The organism is Brevibacillus sp. NRS-1366, from assembly GCF_050467985.1.
Genome location: NZ_JBITPN010000021.1, coordinates 18,199 through 35,402, shown reverse-complemented (window position 1 = coordinate 35,402; position 17,204 = coordinate 18,199). Strand labels below are relative to the sequence as shown.

The 17,204-nt window shown below is 49.3% G+C and carries 17 protein-coding genes and 1 pseudogene; 17 read left to right on the top strand and 1 reads right to left on the bottom strand.

Annotated elements, in window-relative coordinates; translation table 11 throughout:
- The 4 genes from ACIFQN_RS14390 (at position 1) to ACIFQN_RS14375 (ending at position 3,390) form a co-directional block, all read left to right on the top strand.
- Positions 1 to 1,440 carry a bifunctional metallophosphatase/5'-nucleotidase gene (locus ACIFQN_RS14390; RefSeq protein ID WP_429833720.1) on the top strand — a complete coding sequence of 480 codons (1,440 nt, stop codon included), beginning with the start codon at positions 1 to 3 and terminating at the stop codon, positions 1,438 to 1,440.
- 81 nt (positions 1,441 to 1,521) lie between these two features.
- Entirely contained in the window at positions 1,522 to 1,761 is a 240-nt protein-coding gene (locus ACIFQN_RS14385; RefSeq protein WP_429833719.1) for a DUF6154 family protein, read from the top strand.
- An 81-nt stretch (positions 1,762 to 1,842) separates the two neighbouring features.
- Positions 1,843 to 2,145 (top strand): YunC family protein, encoded by a 303-nt coding sequence (locus ACIFQN_RS14380; RefSeq protein WP_429833718.1) that lies wholly within the window; start codon positions 1,843 to 1,845, stop codon positions 2,143 to 2,145.
- 150 nt (positions 2,146 to 2,295) lie between these two features.
- Positions 2,296 to 3,390: an HD-GYP domain-containing protein gene (locus ACIFQN_RS14375; protein ID WP_429833717.1), complete on the top strand. Its 1,095-nt coding sequence runs from the start codon at positions 2,296 to 2,298 to the stop codon at positions 3,388 to 3,390.
- A 19-nt stretch (positions 3,391 to 3,409) separates the two neighbouring features.
- Here ACIFQN_RS14375 and corA read toward each other — a convergent pair whose 3' ends face one another.
- On the bottom strand, positions 3,410 to 4,345 hold the full coding sequence (corA, locus tag ACIFQN_RS14370; protein ID WP_429834136.1) for a magnesium/cobalt transporter CorA: 936 nt from the start codon (positions 4,343 to 4,345) through the stop codon (positions 3,410 to 3,412).
- Between the two features lie 339 nt (positions 4,346 to 4,684).
- Between corA and ACIFQN_RS14365 the strand changes: the two genes are divergently transcribed.
- From ACIFQN_RS14365 to ACIFQN_RS14305, 13 genes and pseudogenes are all read left to right on the top strand, one after another.
- On the top strand, positions 4,685 to 5,476 hold the full coding sequence (locus ACIFQN_RS14365) for a hypothetical protein (RefSeq protein WP_429833716.1): 792 nt from the start codon (positions 4,685 to 4,687) through the stop codon (positions 5,474 to 5,476).
- A gap of 201 nt (positions 5,477 to 5,677) precedes the next feature.
- Positions 5,678 to 6,994 (top strand): globin-coupled sensor protein, encoded by a 1,317-nt coding sequence (locus ACIFQN_RS14360; RefSeq protein ID WP_429833715.1) that lies wholly within the window; start codon positions 5,678 to 5,680, stop codon positions 6,992 to 6,994.
- A 184-nt stretch (positions 6,995 to 7,178) separates the two neighbouring features.
- On the top strand, positions 7,179 to 8,240 hold the full coding sequence (locus ACIFQN_RS14355) for a YeeE/YedE thiosulfate transporter family protein (RefSeq protein WP_429834135.1): 1,062 nt from the start codon (positions 7,179 to 7,181) through the stop codon (positions 8,238 to 8,240).
- Positions 8,241 to 8,252: 12 nt separating this feature from the next.
- Complete coding sequence (locus ACIFQN_RS14350; RefSeq protein ID WP_429833714.1) at positions 8,253 to 8,477, top strand: sulfurtransferase TusA family protein; 225 nt, start codon at positions 8,253 to 8,255, stop codon at positions 8,475 to 8,477.
- Between the two features lie 10 nt (positions 8,478 to 8,487).
- Positions 8,488 to 8,643: pseudogene (locus ACIFQN_RS14345) on the top strand (transposase zinc-binding domain-containing protein); the annotation flags it as partial.
- 747 nt (positions 8,644 to 9,390) lie between these two features.
- Complete coding sequence (gene ilvD / locus ACIFQN_RS14340; RefSeq protein WP_429833713.1) at positions 9,391 to 11,049, top strand: dihydroxy-acid dehydratase; 1,659 nt, start codon at positions 9,391 to 9,393, stop codon at positions 11,047 to 11,049.
- Positions 11,050 to 11,146: 97 nt separating this feature from the next.
- Positions 11,147 to 11,821 (top strand): haloacid dehalogenase type II, encoded by a 675-nt coding sequence (locus tag ACIFQN_RS14335; RefSeq protein ID WP_429833712.1) that lies wholly within the window; start codon positions 11,147 to 11,149, stop codon positions 11,819 to 11,821.
- A gap of 63 nt (positions 11,822 to 11,884) precedes the next feature.
- Positions 11,885 to 12,553 (top strand): GntR family transcriptional regulator, encoded by a 669-nt coding sequence (locus ACIFQN_RS14330; protein WP_429833711.1) that lies wholly within the window; start codon positions 11,885 to 11,887, stop codon positions 12,551 to 12,553.
- 87 nt (positions 12,554 to 12,640) lie between these two features.
- The gene (locus ACIFQN_RS14325; protein ID WP_429833710.1) at positions 12,641 to 13,828 is read left to right on the top strand and encodes an ABC transporter substrate-binding protein; all 1,188 of its coding nucleotides are present in this window, start codon (positions 12,641 to 12,643) and stop codon (positions 13,826 to 13,828) included.
- Between the two features lie 23 nt (positions 13,829 to 13,851).
- A complete protein-coding gene (locus ACIFQN_RS14320; protein ID WP_429833709.1) occupies positions 13,852 to 14,736 on the top strand; it encodes a branched-chain amino acid ABC transporter permease in 885 nt (294 codons plus the stop codon).
- 4 nt (positions 14,737 to 14,740) lie between these two features.
- Complete coding sequence (locus ACIFQN_RS14315; RefSeq protein ID WP_429833708.1) at positions 14,741 to 15,736, top strand: branched-chain amino acid ABC transporter permease; 996 nt, start codon at positions 14,741 to 14,743, stop codon at positions 15,734 to 15,736.
- Complete coding sequence (locus ACIFQN_RS14310; RefSeq protein WP_429833707.1) at positions 15,733 to 16,506, top strand: ABC transporter ATP-binding protein; 774 nt, start codon at positions 15,733 to 15,735, stop codon at positions 16,504 to 16,506. The genes ACIFQN_RS14315 and ACIFQN_RS14310 overlap by 4 nt, the downstream gene beginning before the upstream one ends.
- On the top strand, positions 16,500 to 17,201 hold the full coding sequence (locus ACIFQN_RS14305) for an ABC transporter ATP-binding protein (protein WP_429833706.1): 702 nt from the start codon (positions 16,500 to 16,502) through the stop codon (positions 17,199 to 17,201). The genes ACIFQN_RS14310 and ACIFQN_RS14305 overlap by 7 nt, the downstream gene beginning before the upstream one ends.
- Positions 17,202 to 17,204 lie beyond the last annotated feature (3 nt).

The following is a 17,204-nucleotide window of genomic DNA, read 5'->3' as shown; positions in this document are numbered from 1 at the left end:
GTGGCTGACACCTGTACCTTACATATGCTGCACACCAACGATTTACACAGCCATTTCAATGCGATGCCGAGAATCGCGACCTGCCTACGTATCTGTCGCGGGGAATGGGAGCGCCGCGGGGAAAATGTCCTCACCGTCGACATCGGCGATCATATGGACCGGATGGATATGAAGTCCGAAGCCACCTTTGGAAAAACAAATGTCGGTGTTATGAACCGAAGTGGATACCAGTATGTGACAATCGGCAATAACGAAGGCATTACCCTCCCCAAAGAAAAATTGGATCAGCTCTATCATGGAGCGAGCTTCACCGTCATTACAGGCAATCTGTTAGATGCAGCAAGTAGTGCAGTGCCATCATGGTCTCTCCCGTACGTCATTCACGATTTCCCGAATTTGCGAGTAGCACTGCTGGGGATGACGATACCTTTTATCCCGTCGTATCGAAGCATGGGGTGGGAGGTAATGGAGCCTCTTCCGTTGATTCGCGCGCAGGTAGCCGCCTTACGATCACAGGTCGATGTCGTTGTCCTTTTGTCTCATTTAGGCTACCAGGAGGACTGCCGGTTGGCAAAAGAAGTGGATGGATTAGACGTCATCCTAGGGGCTCATACTCACCATACTCTCCATCAAGGGGAACGAGTGGCAGGAACCTTGATCGCCCAAACGGGACGCTTTGGTCAATACGTGGGGCATGTGAGCCTCGTCTGGGATCGCACAGCCGGGAAAGTATCTGCCATGTCTGCTGAGTTGTTTGCCTCCAACGACTACCCCCCCGACGAGCAACTAACCGCATTTTTACAAGCAGAACAAGAGGCTGCAGAGAAGAGTCTGCTTCGTCCCATTGCGAATCTAGAGCACGATCTGCAGGTAGGCTGGACCAATGAGACACCATTTGGCTCCTTTCTTGCAGCCAGCATACGCAAATGGACGAGAGCTGAGGTGGGGCTTGCGAACGGTGGACTGTTGCTCGCGGACTTGCATCGAGGAAGCTTGTCTTTTGCCGATTTGCTGCAAAGTGTACCCCATCCGATCAATGCCTGTGCAGTCACTCTTTCTGGGGTACAGCTCGCACGTATTTTGGAGCAAGCGATACAGCCGGAAATTGTTCATCGAGAGCTAAGGGGATGCGGATTTCGAGGGAAAGTAGAGGGCTGGATGGGGGTCGATGGTCTGCGCATCCGTTACGTGGCGACAGAGCGCCCATATATTTTGGAAATCGAAGTAAATGGCCAGCCGCTGGTTGCAAACCGGGAGTATCGGGTAGGGACGGTGGATATGTTTATGTACAATCGGCTATTCCCCGAGCTCTTGCAGGGCAGTCACATCCAGTTCTTTTTGCCTGAAATGCTGCGCGAAGTCATCGCCACTACCGTACAGGATCAAGTGCTGCTCCAAAATGCTTTTCACCCTAGATGGGAGCAAGTATCATCGCCATGAGGAGCGTGTGTGCCCTCCCTTAAAATAAGGATGCACTGACGGGCTAACAGGGCATGCTATGGAAAAGGGAGGCGGCAGACGATGCGGTTTATTGATGAGGTGTATGAGTTTTATAAAGGTCATTTTAACGGAGACGAAGAAGATATAACTGCTATTGTCGTGGGTATCTTGGCTGAACAGTCCCGTGAAGATCTACTCGCCCTGGTGGATGATATGGATGACGAAGAGCTGTTTCAAATGATGGCCACCTACATGATCGAGGTCATGAAGCGCAAAGTAGCGATGGAGGAGGAACAATTCCCCGCGACGATCATGCATTAACCTGCCGTGTCTCACACACTTTTTCCTCCTGTGTCATAGGATGGTAACGCCAACAGACAGGAGATAAAGGAGGTATGCGTGATGGTCGAGGTATTGCCTGTCCATTTTCCAGAGGGAACAGCGATAGCCGTTACGGTGCGGCTGCCGAAAACAACATTGCTCGCTGTAACGACAGATCATGGCTATATCATGTGTGGAGCGCTTGATGTAGGGTTGTTGAATGATCGACTGGCTTCAAGAGAAATTTTGGCTGGTCGGGCTGTAGGTGTCAAGACGATTGAGGAGCTGCTTAATGCTCCCTTGGAATCAGTGACTACGACAGCAGAAAAACGAGGAATTACCGCAGGGATGACAGGTCGCGATGCGGTCATTAAAATGCTGTAATCGTTATATGTAAATGCCGCATATGAAACGCCTTTGTCCATAAAAATGGCAAAGGCGTTTTTTGGCTATGAAATCTAGAAAATTTTTCATGTAGAATCTCGTCGAGTCACGCTATAATAGGGATACCCTGAGGAAAGGCGAAGGTTTCAAATGAGACTGAAATCTATTGAAAAATGCCAGTCGGGTGATAAGCTGGCCCGGTCTATCTATACAGAAAATGGGACGGTTCTCGTTGGTGCAGGTGTAGAACTTACCGAACGGATGCTAATCCGACTTAAAAGCAAAAATATTGCTAGTCTCTACATTGAGGATAAACGTACCGACGACATCATGGTGGAGACCGTTATATCCGAATCGACCCGCAGAGAAGCTATGTCCATCATTCACGAAACATTTCGTGCTGTTCATGAGGTTCCTCAAAAGTGGCACCAGCTTTTTTCGGACAAGTCTTTTGGTCGCAATATTCGTCAGGTTATGACAGCAGTAGTAGATGAACTGAGCGGTAGTCGTGCAGCCATGAATCTGCTTGCGGATGCGTGTGCTTTCGATAATTACATATTTGCCCATAGTTTTAATGTTGCTATATATAGTACTGCTCTCGCTATGAAAACGGGATGCTCGGAAAAAGAAGTGCTGGAAATCAGTATCGGCGGAATGCTACATGATGTAGGCAAGATGCAAATCCCGGACACGATATTGAAAAAGCCTGGGCGTCTTACCACGGAAGAGTTCGAAGTCATGAAAAAGCATGCAGAATACGGTTTCGAAATGCTGCGTCGCCAAGATGAGATTCCGTTGCTCGCTGCGCATTGTGCTTTTCAACATCATGAGCGATGGGATGGTTCGGGCTATCCCCGTAAACTCAAAAAGGAAGAGATCCATCCGTTCGGCCGCTTAATGGCTGTTGCCGATGTATTTGATGCGCTGACCTCCCATCGTGTATACCGCAGAGGGATGATGCCTCATGAAGCGATGGAGGTTCTGTATTCTGGATCAGGCAGACTGTTTGATCAAAAATACGTGGAAGCCCTGCGCGATACGATTGCGCTCTATCCGCTAGGTCTGAGTGTCACACTAAGCTCGGGAGTGTCTGGGGTAGTCATCAACTCCAACAAAGGAATGCCTAGCCGTCCTGTCATCCGAATCCTCGTAGATGAAGAGGGGCAGGATCTGGTGCAGCCATACGAGTGCGATTTGTCCCAAAATCTGTCTCTGATGATCGTTGCTTGTGGCGACTTGGTCTAGAGACGAGCTAGTCGATACGTCAGAGCCATTCTTTCTTTTTGAAAATGACGTACATAGTGACCCCGATGGCAGCCATGCATCCGAGGACAATATAGTACCCATAGCGAGTGTGCAGCTCTGGCATGACATCAAAGTTCATCCCGTATATACCTGTAACGATCGTGAGCGGCATGAAAATGGTAGTCAAGGCAGTAAAGACACGCATGATGTCGTTGGCTCGTCCCGCCAGAGCGGCTTGATAGGCTTCGCGCAAGTTTCCGATGAGATCGCGAAAAGTTTCAAAGCTCTCTACGACTTTACTCGCATCGTCTACGATATCGCCAAAGTACTTCCGCAGATAAGGTTGAATCAGCGGGAGTTCTTTTTTATGTAGAGCATCAATCAGATCCCGCTGTGGCACGAGCATTTTACGCGCGTACAAGATTTCACTGCGCAATCCAATGATTTGGTCCAGGTGGGATTTTCGTGTATTCATAAGAATTTGCTCTTCCAGATCTTCAATCAGATCTTCTATTTTCTCCGTGACGTCGAAATAGCGATCTACAATTTGGTCGATCAGATAGTAGAGGAAGGCATCGGTACGGTTCACTTCTTTTTCACGAATGATGGTGTTCATCGACATGAACTCTGGAGCTTCCTGCTTGGTTACAGTAATAATGGCATGGCTGCCGAGAAAAATATTGATTTCCCGTAAAAAAATGTCCTGATCGTGAAAGGCGATGCCATTAATCACCATAAAGTAATGATCATCGTATTGCTGTAGCTTTGGTCGTTGCTCTTCCTCATCTATGCAGTCTTCTATAGCCAAATGATGCAGCCCGAAGAGAGGCTGTAAAATATCGAGATCAAACGGTGTAGCATCTATCCAATAAAAGCCGTTGCTAGGCGGGGCCGCAGCCTCTTCGATATCATCTATCGCTGTTATGATTCCGTTTTGGATCAATCTTATCTTCATCATTCATTCTCCTGCAGGTGGATTGTGGGGATGACGACAGACGCGGCAACATACGGGTGAGAATAAGCTCGTAGGCACTGCGTAGCGCGAGTCGGCTAGGCGGATTTTCCGCCACAGGTTGATCTTCGGGCGTCTTCATGCAGGCATGCCTCCTTTGGGTAGTGCTCTTGTTTGTATACGTATGACGGGCTGCTTGTCTGTTTGCGCCAAAAGCAGTCAAACTAGTGTTCCTCACTTTATGGAAATCATCTCAATCATTTTATCGCAAAAGGAAAGTTTACGTACATATTTTCGGCATACTACAAGTATCGCGATAAAAGGAAAGGTGGTTGCAAGAACATGTGGGCTAGCAAATGGGTTGGAATGATTGGCAGCATAGTTTGGGGATTCACAGGGATGACTACGGGATATGCCGTTCCACCACAAGAGTCTAGTCAGCTCGCTGTGCCTCCTGCAGTCTATGAGGAGATCCAAGTAAAACGGCCGGATGTCACAGGCGACGGTCGACCGGATGTCGTGACGCTATTGGGCAAGCGCTTTGCGGCGGACAGTCCGTATTACGATCGGCTCAAGGTAATGGTGCAGGATCCTATAGCAAAAAAGACTTCCTTTTTTACGACCACGTACGGAGGTTACCAGCCACAGATGTCCTTTTGTGACTTTACGGGAAACAAAGCGAAACAAATTCTTGTTCAGGCACCGACAGGCGGCAGTGCAGGTACCTCCGACTACTATTTGTTTAGTAACAAGGACAACAATCCGGTTATTCTCCCCATTCCCAAGTCATTGACGATTACGGGCTCTTACCAGGACAATTACAAGGTGCAGTTGGGGATCAAAGAGACGAATCAAACCACGATTCTAGACCTTAGCGATCGACGAAAAATGTATGAAGAAGCGGGCATCTACAAGGATGGGAAGCTGCAGCAGCCAACGGAAGTCATGCCAAATACGTTCAGTGTGCTTGCGCCGATTGATGAAAATGGCGACGGCATCTGTGAGTTGAAGGGGATCCAGCGAGTGAGTGGGGTAGCGAATGCAGATACAATCGCTTATGTAGAGTCGATCTGGAAATGGGACAAAAATGGGTGGAAGCTGCAAAATGCGAAAGTAAAAAAAGCGGACAGGTAAGATCTTTAGGGACTTCTATTTGGACGAACGGATGGAAGTCCTGATTCTATTCCTTTGCGGATGCGACTTAGCCTCTTGTTTGCACTTACTAATCTTCGGGTATATAATTGACAGGATGTAGTTAACTGGAAATCTATTACATTCCTATATACCTCGCGTATTTTTGTATAGAATATTCGCACAAAAAAAGGAGTCCACCCTATGAGTACATGCCCGTTTTCCAGCTTGTTCGGATTAAAAGGAAAACCGAGAAGGGAGTCGTTCTTTCAGGAAATCAAGGAAAAGGGACAAATGCATATTCAGTCCCAATCGCAGCTTTCCAGGCAGCTTTCCCTGATCGATTTGACTGAGGAAGACTTGGCAATTGCGAAAGCCCTGCAGCCCATTATCACGCAAAATATTGAAAAAATAGTGGATTATTTCTATGAAAATATAGAAAAAGAACAGTTGCTCATGAAAATCATCGAAAACAATAGCACCATCCAGCGATTAAAGCAGACATTAAACCGTCATATCAAGGAAATGTTTAGCGGCCGAATTGACAGTGCCTATATCGAACAACGCAGTCGGATTGCGGTTATGCACATGCGGATTGGTCTGGAGCCTAAATGGTATATGTGTGCGTTTCAAAATTTGCTAGTTTCCATTATAGACATCCTCGATGACCGAATTCCCGACAAAAAGGAGTTTGTCCGCGCCATTGCGGTCGTAACCAAAATTCTCAATATTGAGCAGCAGATCGTTCTCGAGGAATACGAAAAAGAGCATGAGCGGGCCCGTCAAAACGAGCAAGATAAAAAGGAAGAGCTGCGTATTGCGCTCTCCAATTCGGCGCATGAGTTGGCAGCGGTCTCGGAGGAAAATAGCGCTTCAGTCGAGCAATTGACAGAGCAGTCACGAGAAGTACTTCGATTTGCAGAAAACGGGACGGGTTTTTCGAGCACGGCACAGGCGCTCTCCAAAGAAGGGAAAGAAAAGCTGGAGAAGCAGCAGGAACAAATGGGATACATACAGGATAGTGTGAGGCAAATCGCTGAAGAAATGAACACCCTGGAAGGAAACGCTGAAAAAATCCAGGGGATTGTGGACGTAGTTACAGCCATTGCCGAGCAAACTAACCTGTTGGCGCTGAATGCTGCGATCGAGGCTGCAAGAGCTGGGGAACAAGGGCGTGGCTTTGCTGTCGTGGCTGACGAAGTACGCAAGCTTGCAGAGCAGACAAAGAAATCTGTCTTTGGCGTCCGGGAGCTCATTGAAAAATCAAATGAGCAGACCGTCGTCTTGTCATCTGTTGTGACCGAAATCCAATCATTAGTCCAATCCAGTTCGGTGATGACCAACGAAACCAATGCGTTCTTTGAAGGAATTATGAGCGCTGTGTCAGATAGTAAAGAACAGAGCACGCGGATTCAGCGAGAGCTGGAGAACTTTTTCAGGGTAATGGCGGATATGAATCAGGCTGTTGCCCAGGTTGCCATTTCCGCTGATGAGCTCTCGGATATTACTGAAAATTTGTAGATAGATCGCTTTTAAGCATACCCCGAATGATTCGGCGGTGTGTTTTTTTATTTTAATATCCTGGTTAAGCTATCGGAATTTTCGATTGACAGAAGCGATAATTGTGCTAAAATTAAAAACACTTATAATTCGTATTGTTTTACTATGAATTAAGATGATCTGGGGGAAACACATGATAGGACAAATGATTGTTACGGGGTTATTATGTGGAGCGCTGCTTGGGTTTGTGATGCAACGGGGAAGGTTTTGTTTGACCGGTGGTTTTCGTGACATGTTTCTCGCAAAAGATTATCGGATGTTCTACGCCCTGCTGATTGCGATTGTGATTCAAAGCATTGGTGTGTTTGCCCTGATTCAAATGGGATTGATTCAGTTTAAAGCGGGTGCATTTCCGTGGCTCGGTACGATTATCGGCTCCTTTGTTTTTGGGATCGGGATCGTACTTGCGGGTGGCTGCGCTACGGGTACTTGGTATCGCGCCGGGGAGGGCTTGATTGGAAGCTGGATCAGCTTGTTTGCTTATATGCTGATGAGCGCCATCATGAAGAGCGGAGTACTGGTTCCGCTGGGTGACAGCTTCAAAGCTTATACGCTTCCGACCAACTCGATCCCAGCTACATTCGGCACTTCTGTTTGGCCGTTTATCGTCATTGTTGCTCTCATCACGGTGTATTTCGTCTTCAAACATTTGCGCAAACCAAAGGTGGCGATTCCGTCTTTGCCTGCTAAAAGAAGCGGTCTTGCTCACCTGTTGTTTGAGAAGCGCTGGCATCCGTTTGCAACGGCGATTGCAGTGGGGCTCATTGCCCTCTTGGCTTGGCCGTTGAGCGAAGCAACAGGAAGAATGTCGGGTCTGGGAATTACAACACCGTCGGCGAATATTTTGCAGTATTTGGTCACCGGAAACAGTGAGAAATACATCAACTGGGGTGTGTTTCTCGTCTTGGGTATCTTGCTCGGCTCGTTTATCGCTGCCAAGGCAAGCCGTGAGTTTCGCTTTCGGGTTCCAGACGCAAAAGTAGCGGTTTCCAGTTTTTCAGGAGGAATCCTGATGGGCTTTGGCGCCAGCCTGGCAGGCGGCTGCTCGATTGGAAACGGGCTTGTCATGACTGCGATGATGACATGGCAAGGATGGATTTCCTTACTCTTTATCATATTGGGTACATGGACCGCTTCGTATTTCGTTTATGTGCGGCCGCGAATTCAAGCGAGAAAACAACAAAGCGCCAGAATCACAACTGCGTAGGAGGAATGTCAGATGCAACACAAGTTAGCTGTACGTGGCATGGTATGCCCTTTTCCACTCATAGAAGCAAAAGAAGCCATCCAATCACTGAATAGCGGTGATGAACTGGTGATTGATTTTGATTGTACGCAAGCAACTGAAAGCATCCCGCGCTGGGCCGCTGAAGAGGGTCATGCCATCACCAATTACCAGCAGATTGATGATGCCTCTTGGACGATTACCGTTAAAAAGAAATAAATAGCATGCCTCAGTCTTAAAGGAAGTAGAAGAGTTTCGTTCTTGTGGTGACCCCAGAAACGGTTTCAAATTGTTGGTTTGCGAAGAATGCCATCATGTGAGAAGAGTTCCGTTTCGTTGTAAGGGACGTTTTTGTACGACTTGTTCATGCGGTGAAACCGAGGAAATCCCTTTGGATGTTGTTCGGAGCTTTGATGCAATGGACGATGGAGATCCTACAGTGCCACCGCAATTCGGCTGCGAGTTGTGCAGAAGTCCAATGTACCCTGAGTATTACAAGGGTTTGCACGGTTATGAATACAAGCTTTCGGATATCCGCTGAAGCACAAAGAACCGTTAGGGTGGGCCCTAACGGTTCTTTGTGTAAACAATAAGGAAGACGGGGGGAAGAGTTAAAGCTGGCCTGGGAAAAGGGAGAAAAAGCGAAGCTCTTTGGGGCCCAGCCGAGGTGGAATGAAAAAAGGGAAACACGGTCTTAAGCGTCCACCTCTGAGAAGCGTCATGGATCGGCTGCTTTGGACGCGGTTTCCCTTTTTTCATGGAACTGTGCAGGGATGACCCCTCAGCAGGGGGCTGGGGAAGCTGGAGCGTTTTCTCCCTTTTCCTCTTCTCCACCACAGCCTCACCGACCACCTACCCAAAAGACGCGGGTGCACTTCACACTTCCCGCGTTTTTCTTAGTGCGCATAACAAAGTGCCTCAGCGTCTGCATCTGGCATCATATCGGTAAAACTCTCCATAAAACGCGGTCGCACCTAGGCGAACAGGCCTCGAGGTTTTTTGATGAAGCTTGGAATAAAAAATAATTAATAATTAATTATTGATTATCCTCATTATTCGTGTTATTCTCACATCATGCAATATTCAGAATAATCAATGCCGTAATGTACTTTCAATTCAAGGAGGAATTCGTATGCGTAACAGTGTTAAACAGTTTCATGGGGTGGATCGTGCTCCGCAACGCTCGTGGGCCAAAGGCGCGGGGTTTATTCACGAAGAATTGGAGCGGCCACTTATCGGTGTGGTGAACTGCTATCAGGACTTTGCTCCCGAGAATGCCCATTTGCGCATAGTGGCAGATGCGGTGAAAACAGGAATCCGGATGGCAGGAGGAACCCCGTTTGAATTCAACGCATTTCATGTTACCGATGGCGAGGCAGAAGCTGGAGACAGCATGCGGTATGTGCTGCCAAGCCGTGAAATTGTCGCAGACCTGGTTGAACTGATGGCGAAAGGACACGGCATGGATGCTCTGGTGATGCTCCCGTGCGGGGATAAAGTCGTACCTGGAATGGTGATGGCCGCTTTTCGCTTGGACCTTCCCACCATCGTTCTGTACGGTGGTCCTACCTTGCCCGGTGTCTATCGCGGCAAAAAGCTGTACTTTGAAGACGTATTCGAAGGAGTGGGGCAAGTCAAGCGAGGACTGATCACGGAGGAGGATCTAAGGCAGTATGAGGACATGCTGTTTCCTTGGCCAGGGGCAGTTTCAACGGCTTCCACCGGAAATACGATGGGAATGATCACTGAGGCACTCGGATTATCCCTTCCACACACTTCCACAATTCCTGGTGCGAGCAATATGCAGCTGCGGGCAGCCAAGTATTCAGGCATGCGGATCTTAGAGCTACTCAATGAGCAGATTACACCCTCCAAGCTGGTGAACGAGGCTTCGTTTGAAAATGCAATCCGGGTATCGATGGCGGTTTCCGGATCGTTAAACCAGGTTCTCCACGTTCAGGCGATGGCGAAGGAGGCGGGTGTCGAAGTGAATTTAGATACATTTGATCGTTTGAGCCGAAATACGCCGACCCTGGCTGCCATCTCTCCCTCCGGACCGTGGGGAGTCACCGACCTTCATTTTGCAGGAGGAGTCCCAGCTGTGATGAGAGAACTTGGTGATCTGATTGATTTGGATCTTCCGACTGTCTCCGGTCAAACAGTAGGGGAAATTGTTTCTGGGGCCGAGGTGTTGAATCCAGAGGTAATCAAGCCACGCTCGAATCCTGTACAATCAGAAGGAGCAGTCTTTGTTCTGCGCGGTTCGCTTGCACCAGACGGTTGTGTAGTGAAAAGTTCGGCAGTGAACGCCAAAATGTGGAGGTTTACTGGTCCGGCCAGAGTTTTTGAAAATGAAGAAGATGCCATCGAGGCCATTTACGGGGAAAAGGTACAGCCGGGTGAGGCTGTGGTTATTCGCAATGAAGGACCAAAGGGAGGACCAGGTATGCGAGAAATGCTCGGGGCTACCGCAGCCTTGGTCGGTATGGGTCTGGACGATTCAGTGATGTTGGTCACCGATGGACGCTTTTCTGGCGCTTCCCGCGGCCCGGCAGTCGGCTATATCTCCCCGGAAGCTGCCCAAGGCGGTCCGATCGGGTTGGTACGGGAAGGTGACCAGATTCATATTGACCTGCACGAGAGAGTCATCAATCTGGAAGTGTCGGAGGAAGAACTGGAGAACCGTCGGGTACAAATGGTGCCGCAACCGAGCAAAGTGACTCGCGGTTACCTAAAGTTCTACGCAGAGCATGTAAGTTCAGCGGCTACCGGAGCCACGCTGCCCCGTTAAAGGATTCTGCCGCAGCAAACTGGACCGTTGTTCTCATAGAGGGGTTCTCTTTATGAGAACAACGGTAGTGTAAAAAACGGACGAGGAGGGACAAACTATGAGCCAATTTGTAAGACCCAGCGTACTTACTTTTGATTGTTACGGTACCCTCGTTGACTGGGAAACGGGTCAACGTCGGGTGTTCATGGAGATTTTGTCCAAAAAACAGGCAAATGTCACGTTAGAGGAGTTTACCCGAACGTTTTCTACGTGCCAGTTTCACCTGACCAAGGGAGCCTATCAACCGTATCGCAACATCCTCAAATCAAGTCTGGCGCAGACTCTGGCTCATTTCGACATTGCCTATGATCCTGCGGACGGCGAAGCGCTGGTCGCTTCCATGCCGGAATGGGAGCCGTTCCCGGAGGTTCCCGCTGCTTTAGAGCGGCTGAAAGAACGGTACAAACTTTGCATCATTTCAAACACGGACAACGAGATTATGGCAGAGACGCTAAAACGAATCGGAGTCAGATTTGATGAAGTGGTTACCGCGATGGACTCCAAGGCGTACAAACCCGATTTTCGCCCCTTTCAACTGGCTCAGCACCGAGTAGAAGCAGACGGTTCGAAAATCATGCACATCTGTTGTGACCTTGAGTACGATGTAGCTGTGGCCAAACAGCTTGGATGGCAGACCGTTTTGGTAGACCGTGGCCAGGCGCTGAGCGGTTCGGCAAGACCGGATTACTCCTTTGGCAATTTTCACGAAGTCTTGAAGCTGTTAGATTATTGATTATGAACGCAATATAGTGTACGATCGTGGGAAAATTCTGAGTTTACAGGAGGACCCTCATATATGCGAAAAGGTCTGGATGATAAAGCGGCCGACATGTTACGGAAGGAGATCTTGACCGGTGAAGTGGAGCCTGGATCAAGGCTTGTAGAGGCCCGTCTAGCTGAAAAATTAGACGTCAGCCAGGGCACTATCCGAGCAGCTTTAAAGCTGCTGGCGCGTGAAGGACTTGTGGTTCACGACCCATTTCGAGGTACCTCCGTCAAAGCATTGACACCTGAAGATGCCTGGGAAATCTATACGCTTCGCAACACGCTGGAGGCGATGGGGGCAAAATTGGCGGCAGAACGGATAACACCTGACAAGGCGAGAATGCTAAAGGAAGCATTTGTGCAGTTGGTTACCGCCGTGGACGAAAGCGACTGGCAAGTGGTAATGGAGGCTGATTACAATCTCCACCGGGTTATTTTTGAAATGTCTGCCCACAAGCGTCTTCAGGAGATGTATGCGATCATCGAAACACAAACGAGGCTGTATATAAATGCTACCGGCGGATTGTGTACCGACCTAGCAAAAATACCAGCGCTCCATGAAAGATTGGTAGAAGCGGTCATGAACGGTGATGCTGACCGCGCTCAGGAAATTGCCGCTGATCACAACACAGAGGACGGGGAGACGCTGGTCAAAATGCTTAGGCAGATGGAGCAAAATCATAGCAGTACGGGCGGCTAGTAAACCGTTTATTCGGGCTGCCCCCAGCCTTTATGAAAAATAGTCAAAATATTCAGATTATAAATTCCGAGTAGGAGGGCTTGAAGGATGAATCAGCGAAGATGGTTTACGCCTTTGGTAGTTGCCTTACTCGTTTTAACTTTGGCAGCTTGCGGCTCATTACCTGCAGGGACAGACAATGCCAAAGGGACTAGTGATACCGCGGCGCCCGTGGGGAGTGCTACCAACGGGCAGACTGCCAAGGTCGGTCTGATTGCGTATTTGACAGGCAATGGAGCTGCTTACGGAGAAGCGATCATGAGCGGTATAAAGTTGGCCCAGGAAGAGTTGAACGAGAAGAACAAGGGGGCATTGCAAATCGAACTCGCGGTGGAGGACTCCGTCGGCAAACGTGATCAAGCATTAAATGCGGCACAAAAACTGATCAATTCCGAGAAGGTGGTGGCTATTATCGGACCGACTACCAGTTCAGAGATGTTTGTCGTGGGTCCTGTAGCCAACCGCTCCGGAGTACCGATTTTGGGGACTTCTACAGTGGCAGAAGGCATCCCGGAGATCGGAGAGTATGTGTTCCGCAATGCACTACCTGAATCGTTAGCGGTCCCCGCCGCAATTAAAAAGGCGGTAGAAAAAATTCCAATCAAAAAAGTAGCGATTATCTACGCTTATGATGATGATTTTACCAAATCAGGCTTTGAGACGATGAAAGCTACCGCAGAGGAGCTGGGCCTGGAGATCGTCAGGGTGGAAAAGTATGCCTCGGGAGACAGTGATTTTAGTGCGCAGCTGACCAATATACAAGCTGCTAAGCCTGACGCGATTTTCGCTTCGTGTTTTTACAAAGAGGGCGGCTTGATTCTCGACCAGGCACGCAAGTTGGGTCTGAATCTGCCCGTCGTGGGCGGAGACGGGTTTAACTCTCCGCAAATCATCGCGCAAGCCGGAAAAGCGTCGGAAGGGGTCATTGTTGCCAGTCCGTGGTTTCCCGAATTGGATGAGCCCATGGTGCAAGCGTTTGTCCAAAATTTCGAAACCAGATACGGCAAGAAACCGGACCAGTTTGCCGCCTCAGCGTATGACGGTTTGTATATCTTGTCCCAAGCCTTATTGAATTCGGGGGCTGCAGATGACCGCGCCAAAATGCGCGATGCGCTGGCTGCAATCAAAGATTTTAACGGTGTTACCGGAAAGCTCTCCTTCGACGAAGTTGGTAACCCGATTATGAATCCGGTTGTGCTCACGATCAGGGACGGAAAGTTCGTCGAGTTGAAATAGCAAAGAGAAGGAGGCGGGCAGTGATGCTTTGGCAGCAGGTGAGCAACGGGTTGACGCTAGGTGGCATATACAGCATTGTCGCGCTGGGTTATACGATTGTATTTGGCGTTTTGCAGATTCTCAACATGGCCCATGGGGAAATCTTCATGTTTAGTGCTTTCATCGGGCTTCTTTTGGTAACTCATTTTCAGGCTCCGCTTGTCATCGCGCTATTCGCTGCTGCGGCGACTGGGGCAGTGCTTGGATTTTTGCTTGATCGATTTGCCCTGCGGCCTTTGCGCCGAAAAGCAGGGGCCTCCCATCTCGCCCCTCTAATCAGTACCATTGGCGCTTCTATCATTCTGGAAAACCTGGCACTTAACCTATTTGGTCCTGAAACGAGGCCATTTCCGGTAGCACTGGCGGACATTCACTTTCAGGTAGGAGCGGTTACGATCTATCTGACGCAACTGCTCATCTTTTTCATTTCCCTCGTATTGATGATCGGACTTTCCCTCTGGTTGGGCCGAACAAAAGCAGGTACGGCTCTGCGAGCTACTGCGGAAAGCATGGAAACGGCCAGTCTGATGGGGGTAAACACACAAAAAATGATTTCACTCACTCTCGTTATCGCGTCGGCGATGGGAGGGGTTGCTGGCGTACTGGTCGGAATGGCGTTTAACGCGGTATCACCGCAGATGGGATTGGCGATGGGGTTGAAGGGATTGGCTATCATCATTTTAGGGGGCATGGGCAGTTTGAGAGGGGCGATCGCTGGTGGTTTCATTCTCGGGTTAACAGAGGTGATGAGTGTTGCCTATGGTGCTTCCGGATACCGTGACGCCATTGCCTTTTTAATGATCATCGTCATTCTTCTCGCTAGACCCCAAGGCATATTCGGGCAATCCGTTGCTTCGGAAAGGCGGTGATCTCATGATCGATATGCTGTTGAACCCTTACTACTTGCAAATTGCTTCTTTCATAGTAATCAATGCCGTTTTGGGTATCAGTATCTACGTGACGATGTCCACCGGACAGCTGTCACTGGGCAACGCAGGCTTTATGAGTGTTGGAGCGTACGTTTCTGCCATTGCGACTATGCAGGCGGGTCTTCCCCTCCCGATCAGCATTTTGCTGGGAGCTTTGGCAGCGGGAGTAACTGGCTTCTTTGTTGTCATTCCTGCGCTTAGGCTGAACGGGGTCTATCTGGCAATCGCCACACTTGGCTTTGGCGAGGTGATTCGTGTGTGCTTTAACAACCTGGAAATCACCAACGGAGCCATGGGCATTCCTGCCATTCCCAACTTGGACAGTTTGGTTGCAGGTTTGGTCAACGCAATTGGCGACTATGTCGGCGAACTGGGTGTACGACCCAACCAACTGGCAGCCCTGCTAACGTTTTTACTATTGTTTGTCATAGTCCTGATGTTGGTTTGGTTTTTTGTCAGGCAAAACCACTCTCGTGTCGGCCGGGCCTTTGCAGCGATCAAAGCAGATGAGCAGGCAGCGGAAGCAATGGGAATCAATACGACATACTACAAGATTCTGGCATTTTTCCAAGGAGCGCTGATATCAGGTCTCGCCGGTGCCTTATATGCCCACACCACCTCGTTTATCATCCCGGCGGACTTTTCGTATCATCGTGCGGTAGAAATTTTAATATTTGCCGTTTTCGGTGGAAGTGAACTGATTTGGGGCCCGATTTTCGGAGCTGTTTTCCTCACCTTGCTTCCTGAAGTGTTGAGGGGGGCTGAGAATTACCGTCTGATGATTTACGGAATGATTTTAATCGGGATGATGGTTTTCCGCCCGCAGGGGATCATCGACCGGTATTTGATAAAACGGTTGAAGCGCTTATGGAGTCGCGGCGCACGGAATGAGGACCAATTCTCCCGCTCAAAGATGGTTTGGAAAGGAGAAGGGAAATGACTCTGTCATTAGACCAAGTAGGGAAATCGTTTGGCGGTTTAGTTGCGCTAAAAGATGTGTCGTTTACCGTGAAGCAAGGTGAAGTATTCGGAGTGATCGGCCCCAATGGCGCTGGAAAAACCACATTGTTCAACCTGATTACGTCCATGTTTTCGATCGGCACGGGTACGATTCGATTCAATGGACAACAGATTAGCGGGTTGAAGCCGCATCAAATTGCCAAGGCAGGAATTTCCCGTACCTTTCAAAACATTCGCCTGTTTTCTCAGATTTCGGCACGAGAAAACGTAATGGTCGGAGCGCATGGGCAAAGCAGTGCTGGAGTGTGGAGCAGCGTATTGCGCACGACAAAACAGCGTGAAGAAGAACGGCGAGTCACTGAAACAGCCGATCAACTGCTGGAGTTGGTCGGATTGGAAAGAGAAGCGGAGACTGTCGCTTCCGCATTGGCTTATGGCCAACAGCGTCGCCTGGAGATTGCCCGTGCTCTGGCCAGTTCGCCGAAGCTCATTTTATTGGACGAACCAGCGGCGGGGATGAATGAAACAGAGACGGAAGAGCTGTTCCAACTGGTCAAACAGATCCAGAAGCTGGGTGTGACCGTATTGTTGATCGAGCATGACATGAATCTTGTCATGCGTATCTGCGACCGTCTTGCCGTCCTAAATTTCGGGGAGAAGATCGCCGAAGGAAAGCCGAAGGAAGTGAGAGAAAACCCTGCGGTGATCGAAGCTTACCTCGGAGGGGGGGAGGATGGGGAAATATGCTGAAGGCCACAGGGATTCAATCGTTTTACGGCAATATTCAGGCGCTCAAAGGCATTGATCTCACCGTTGCTGCAAAAAGCATAGTTACAATAATCGGGGCAAACGGGGCAGGAAAGACCACGTTGATGAAGGCAATAGGCGGTTTATTAAAACCAAGAGGGGGACAAATCCTGTTTGCCGAGGAGGACATTACCGCGCTTCGCTCCGATCAGAGGGTAACGCGCGGGATTGCTCTCGTACCTGAAGGGAGAGCCATCTTTGCCGGTATGACCGTGTGGGAAAATCTGAAGATGGGCGCATACCTTCGTAGTGATAATGAGGTAGGGCACGATTTGGAGAAGGTTTTGGAACGTTTTCCGATACTGGGTGAACGCAAGAATCAATTGGGCGGCACCTTGTCCGGTGGGCAGCAGCAGATGTTGGCGATTGCCCGTGCGATGATGTCCCGACCGAAGCTGCTCTTGCTTGACGAACCATCCATGGGATTGGCTCCACTGGTTGTCGCCGACATCTTTCGCATCATTCGCGAAATTAATCAGGAAGGCACAACGGTTCTATTAGTAGAGCAAAACGTGAAGCAGGCGCTCAAAATTTCTCACTATGGGTACGTGTTGGAGACGGGAAAAGTGGTAATGGAAGGGAATGCTGCCGATTTACTCGGCGATTTACGCGTACAAGAGGCTTATTTAGGGGGATAGGGG

What these genes read in the sequence shown, in the direction of transcription:
- ACIFQN_RS14385 (WP_429833719.1), top strand. Translation starts at nt 1,522, where the DNA reads ATGCGGTTTATTGATGAGGTGTATGAGTTTTATAAAGGTCATTTTAAC.
- ACIFQN_RS14320 (WP_429833709.1), top strand. Translation starts at nt 13,852, where the DNA reads ATGCTTTGGCAGCAGGTGAGCAACGGGTTGACGCTAGGTGGCATATAC.
- ACIFQN_RS14360 (WP_429833715.1), top strand. Translation starts at nt 5,678, where the DNA reads ATGAGTACATGCCCGTTTTCCAGCTTGTTCGGATTAAAAGGAAAACCG.
- ilvD (WP_429833713.1), top strand. Translation starts at nt 9,391, where the DNA reads ATGCGTAACAGTGTTAAACAGTTTCATGGGGTGGATCGTGCTCCGCAA.
- ACIFQN_RS14355 (WP_429834135.1), top strand. Translation starts at nt 7,179, where the DNA reads ATGATTGTTACGGGGTTATTATGTGGAGCGCTGCTTGGGTTTGTGATG.
- ACIFQN_RS14330 (WP_429833711.1), top strand. Translation starts at nt 11,885, where the DNA reads ATGCGAAAAGGTCTGGATGATAAAGCGGCCGACATGTTACGGAAGGAG.
- ACIFQN_RS14305 (WP_429833706.1), top strand. Translation starts at nt 16,500, where the DNA reads ATGCTGAAGGCCACAGGGATTCAATCGTTTTACGGCAATATTCAGGCG.
- ACIFQN_RS14335 (WP_429833712.1), top strand. Translation starts at nt 11,147, where the DNA reads ATGAGCCAATTTGTAAGACCCAGCGTACTTACTTTTGATTGTTACGGT.
- ACIFQN_RS14375 (WP_429833717.1), top strand. Translation starts at nt 2,296, where the DNA reads ATGAGACTGAAATCTATTGAAAAATGCCAGTCGGGTGATAAGCTGGCC.
- ACIFQN_RS14315 (WP_429833708.1), top strand. Translation starts at nt 14,741, where the DNA reads ATGATCGATATGCTGTTGAACCCTTACTACTTGCAAATTGCTTCTTTC.
- corA (WP_429834136.1), bottom strand. Translation starts at nt 4,345, where the DNA reads ATGAAGATAAGATTGATCCAAAACGGAATCATAACAGCGATAGATGAT.
- ACIFQN_RS14365 (WP_429833716.1), top strand. Translation starts at nt 4,685, where the DNA reads ATGTGGGCTAGCAAATGGGTTGGAATGATTGGCAGCATAGTTTGGGGA.
- ACIFQN_RS14350 (WP_429833714.1), top strand. Translation starts at nt 8,253, where the DNA reads ATGCAACACAAGTTAGCTGTACGTGGCATGGTATGCCCTTTTCCACTC.
- ACIFQN_RS14325 (WP_429833710.1), top strand. Translation starts at nt 12,641, where the DNA reads ATGAATCAGCGAAGATGGTTTACGCCTTTGGTAGTTGCCTTACTCGTT.
- ACIFQN_RS14380 (WP_429833718.1), top strand. Translation starts at nt 1,843, where the DNA reads ATGGTCGAGGTATTGCCTGTCCATTTTCCAGAGGGAACAGCGATAGCC.
- ACIFQN_RS14310 (WP_429833707.1), top strand. Translation starts at nt 15,733, where the DNA reads ATGACTCTGTCATTAGACCAAGTAGGGAAATCGTTTGGCGGTTTAGTT.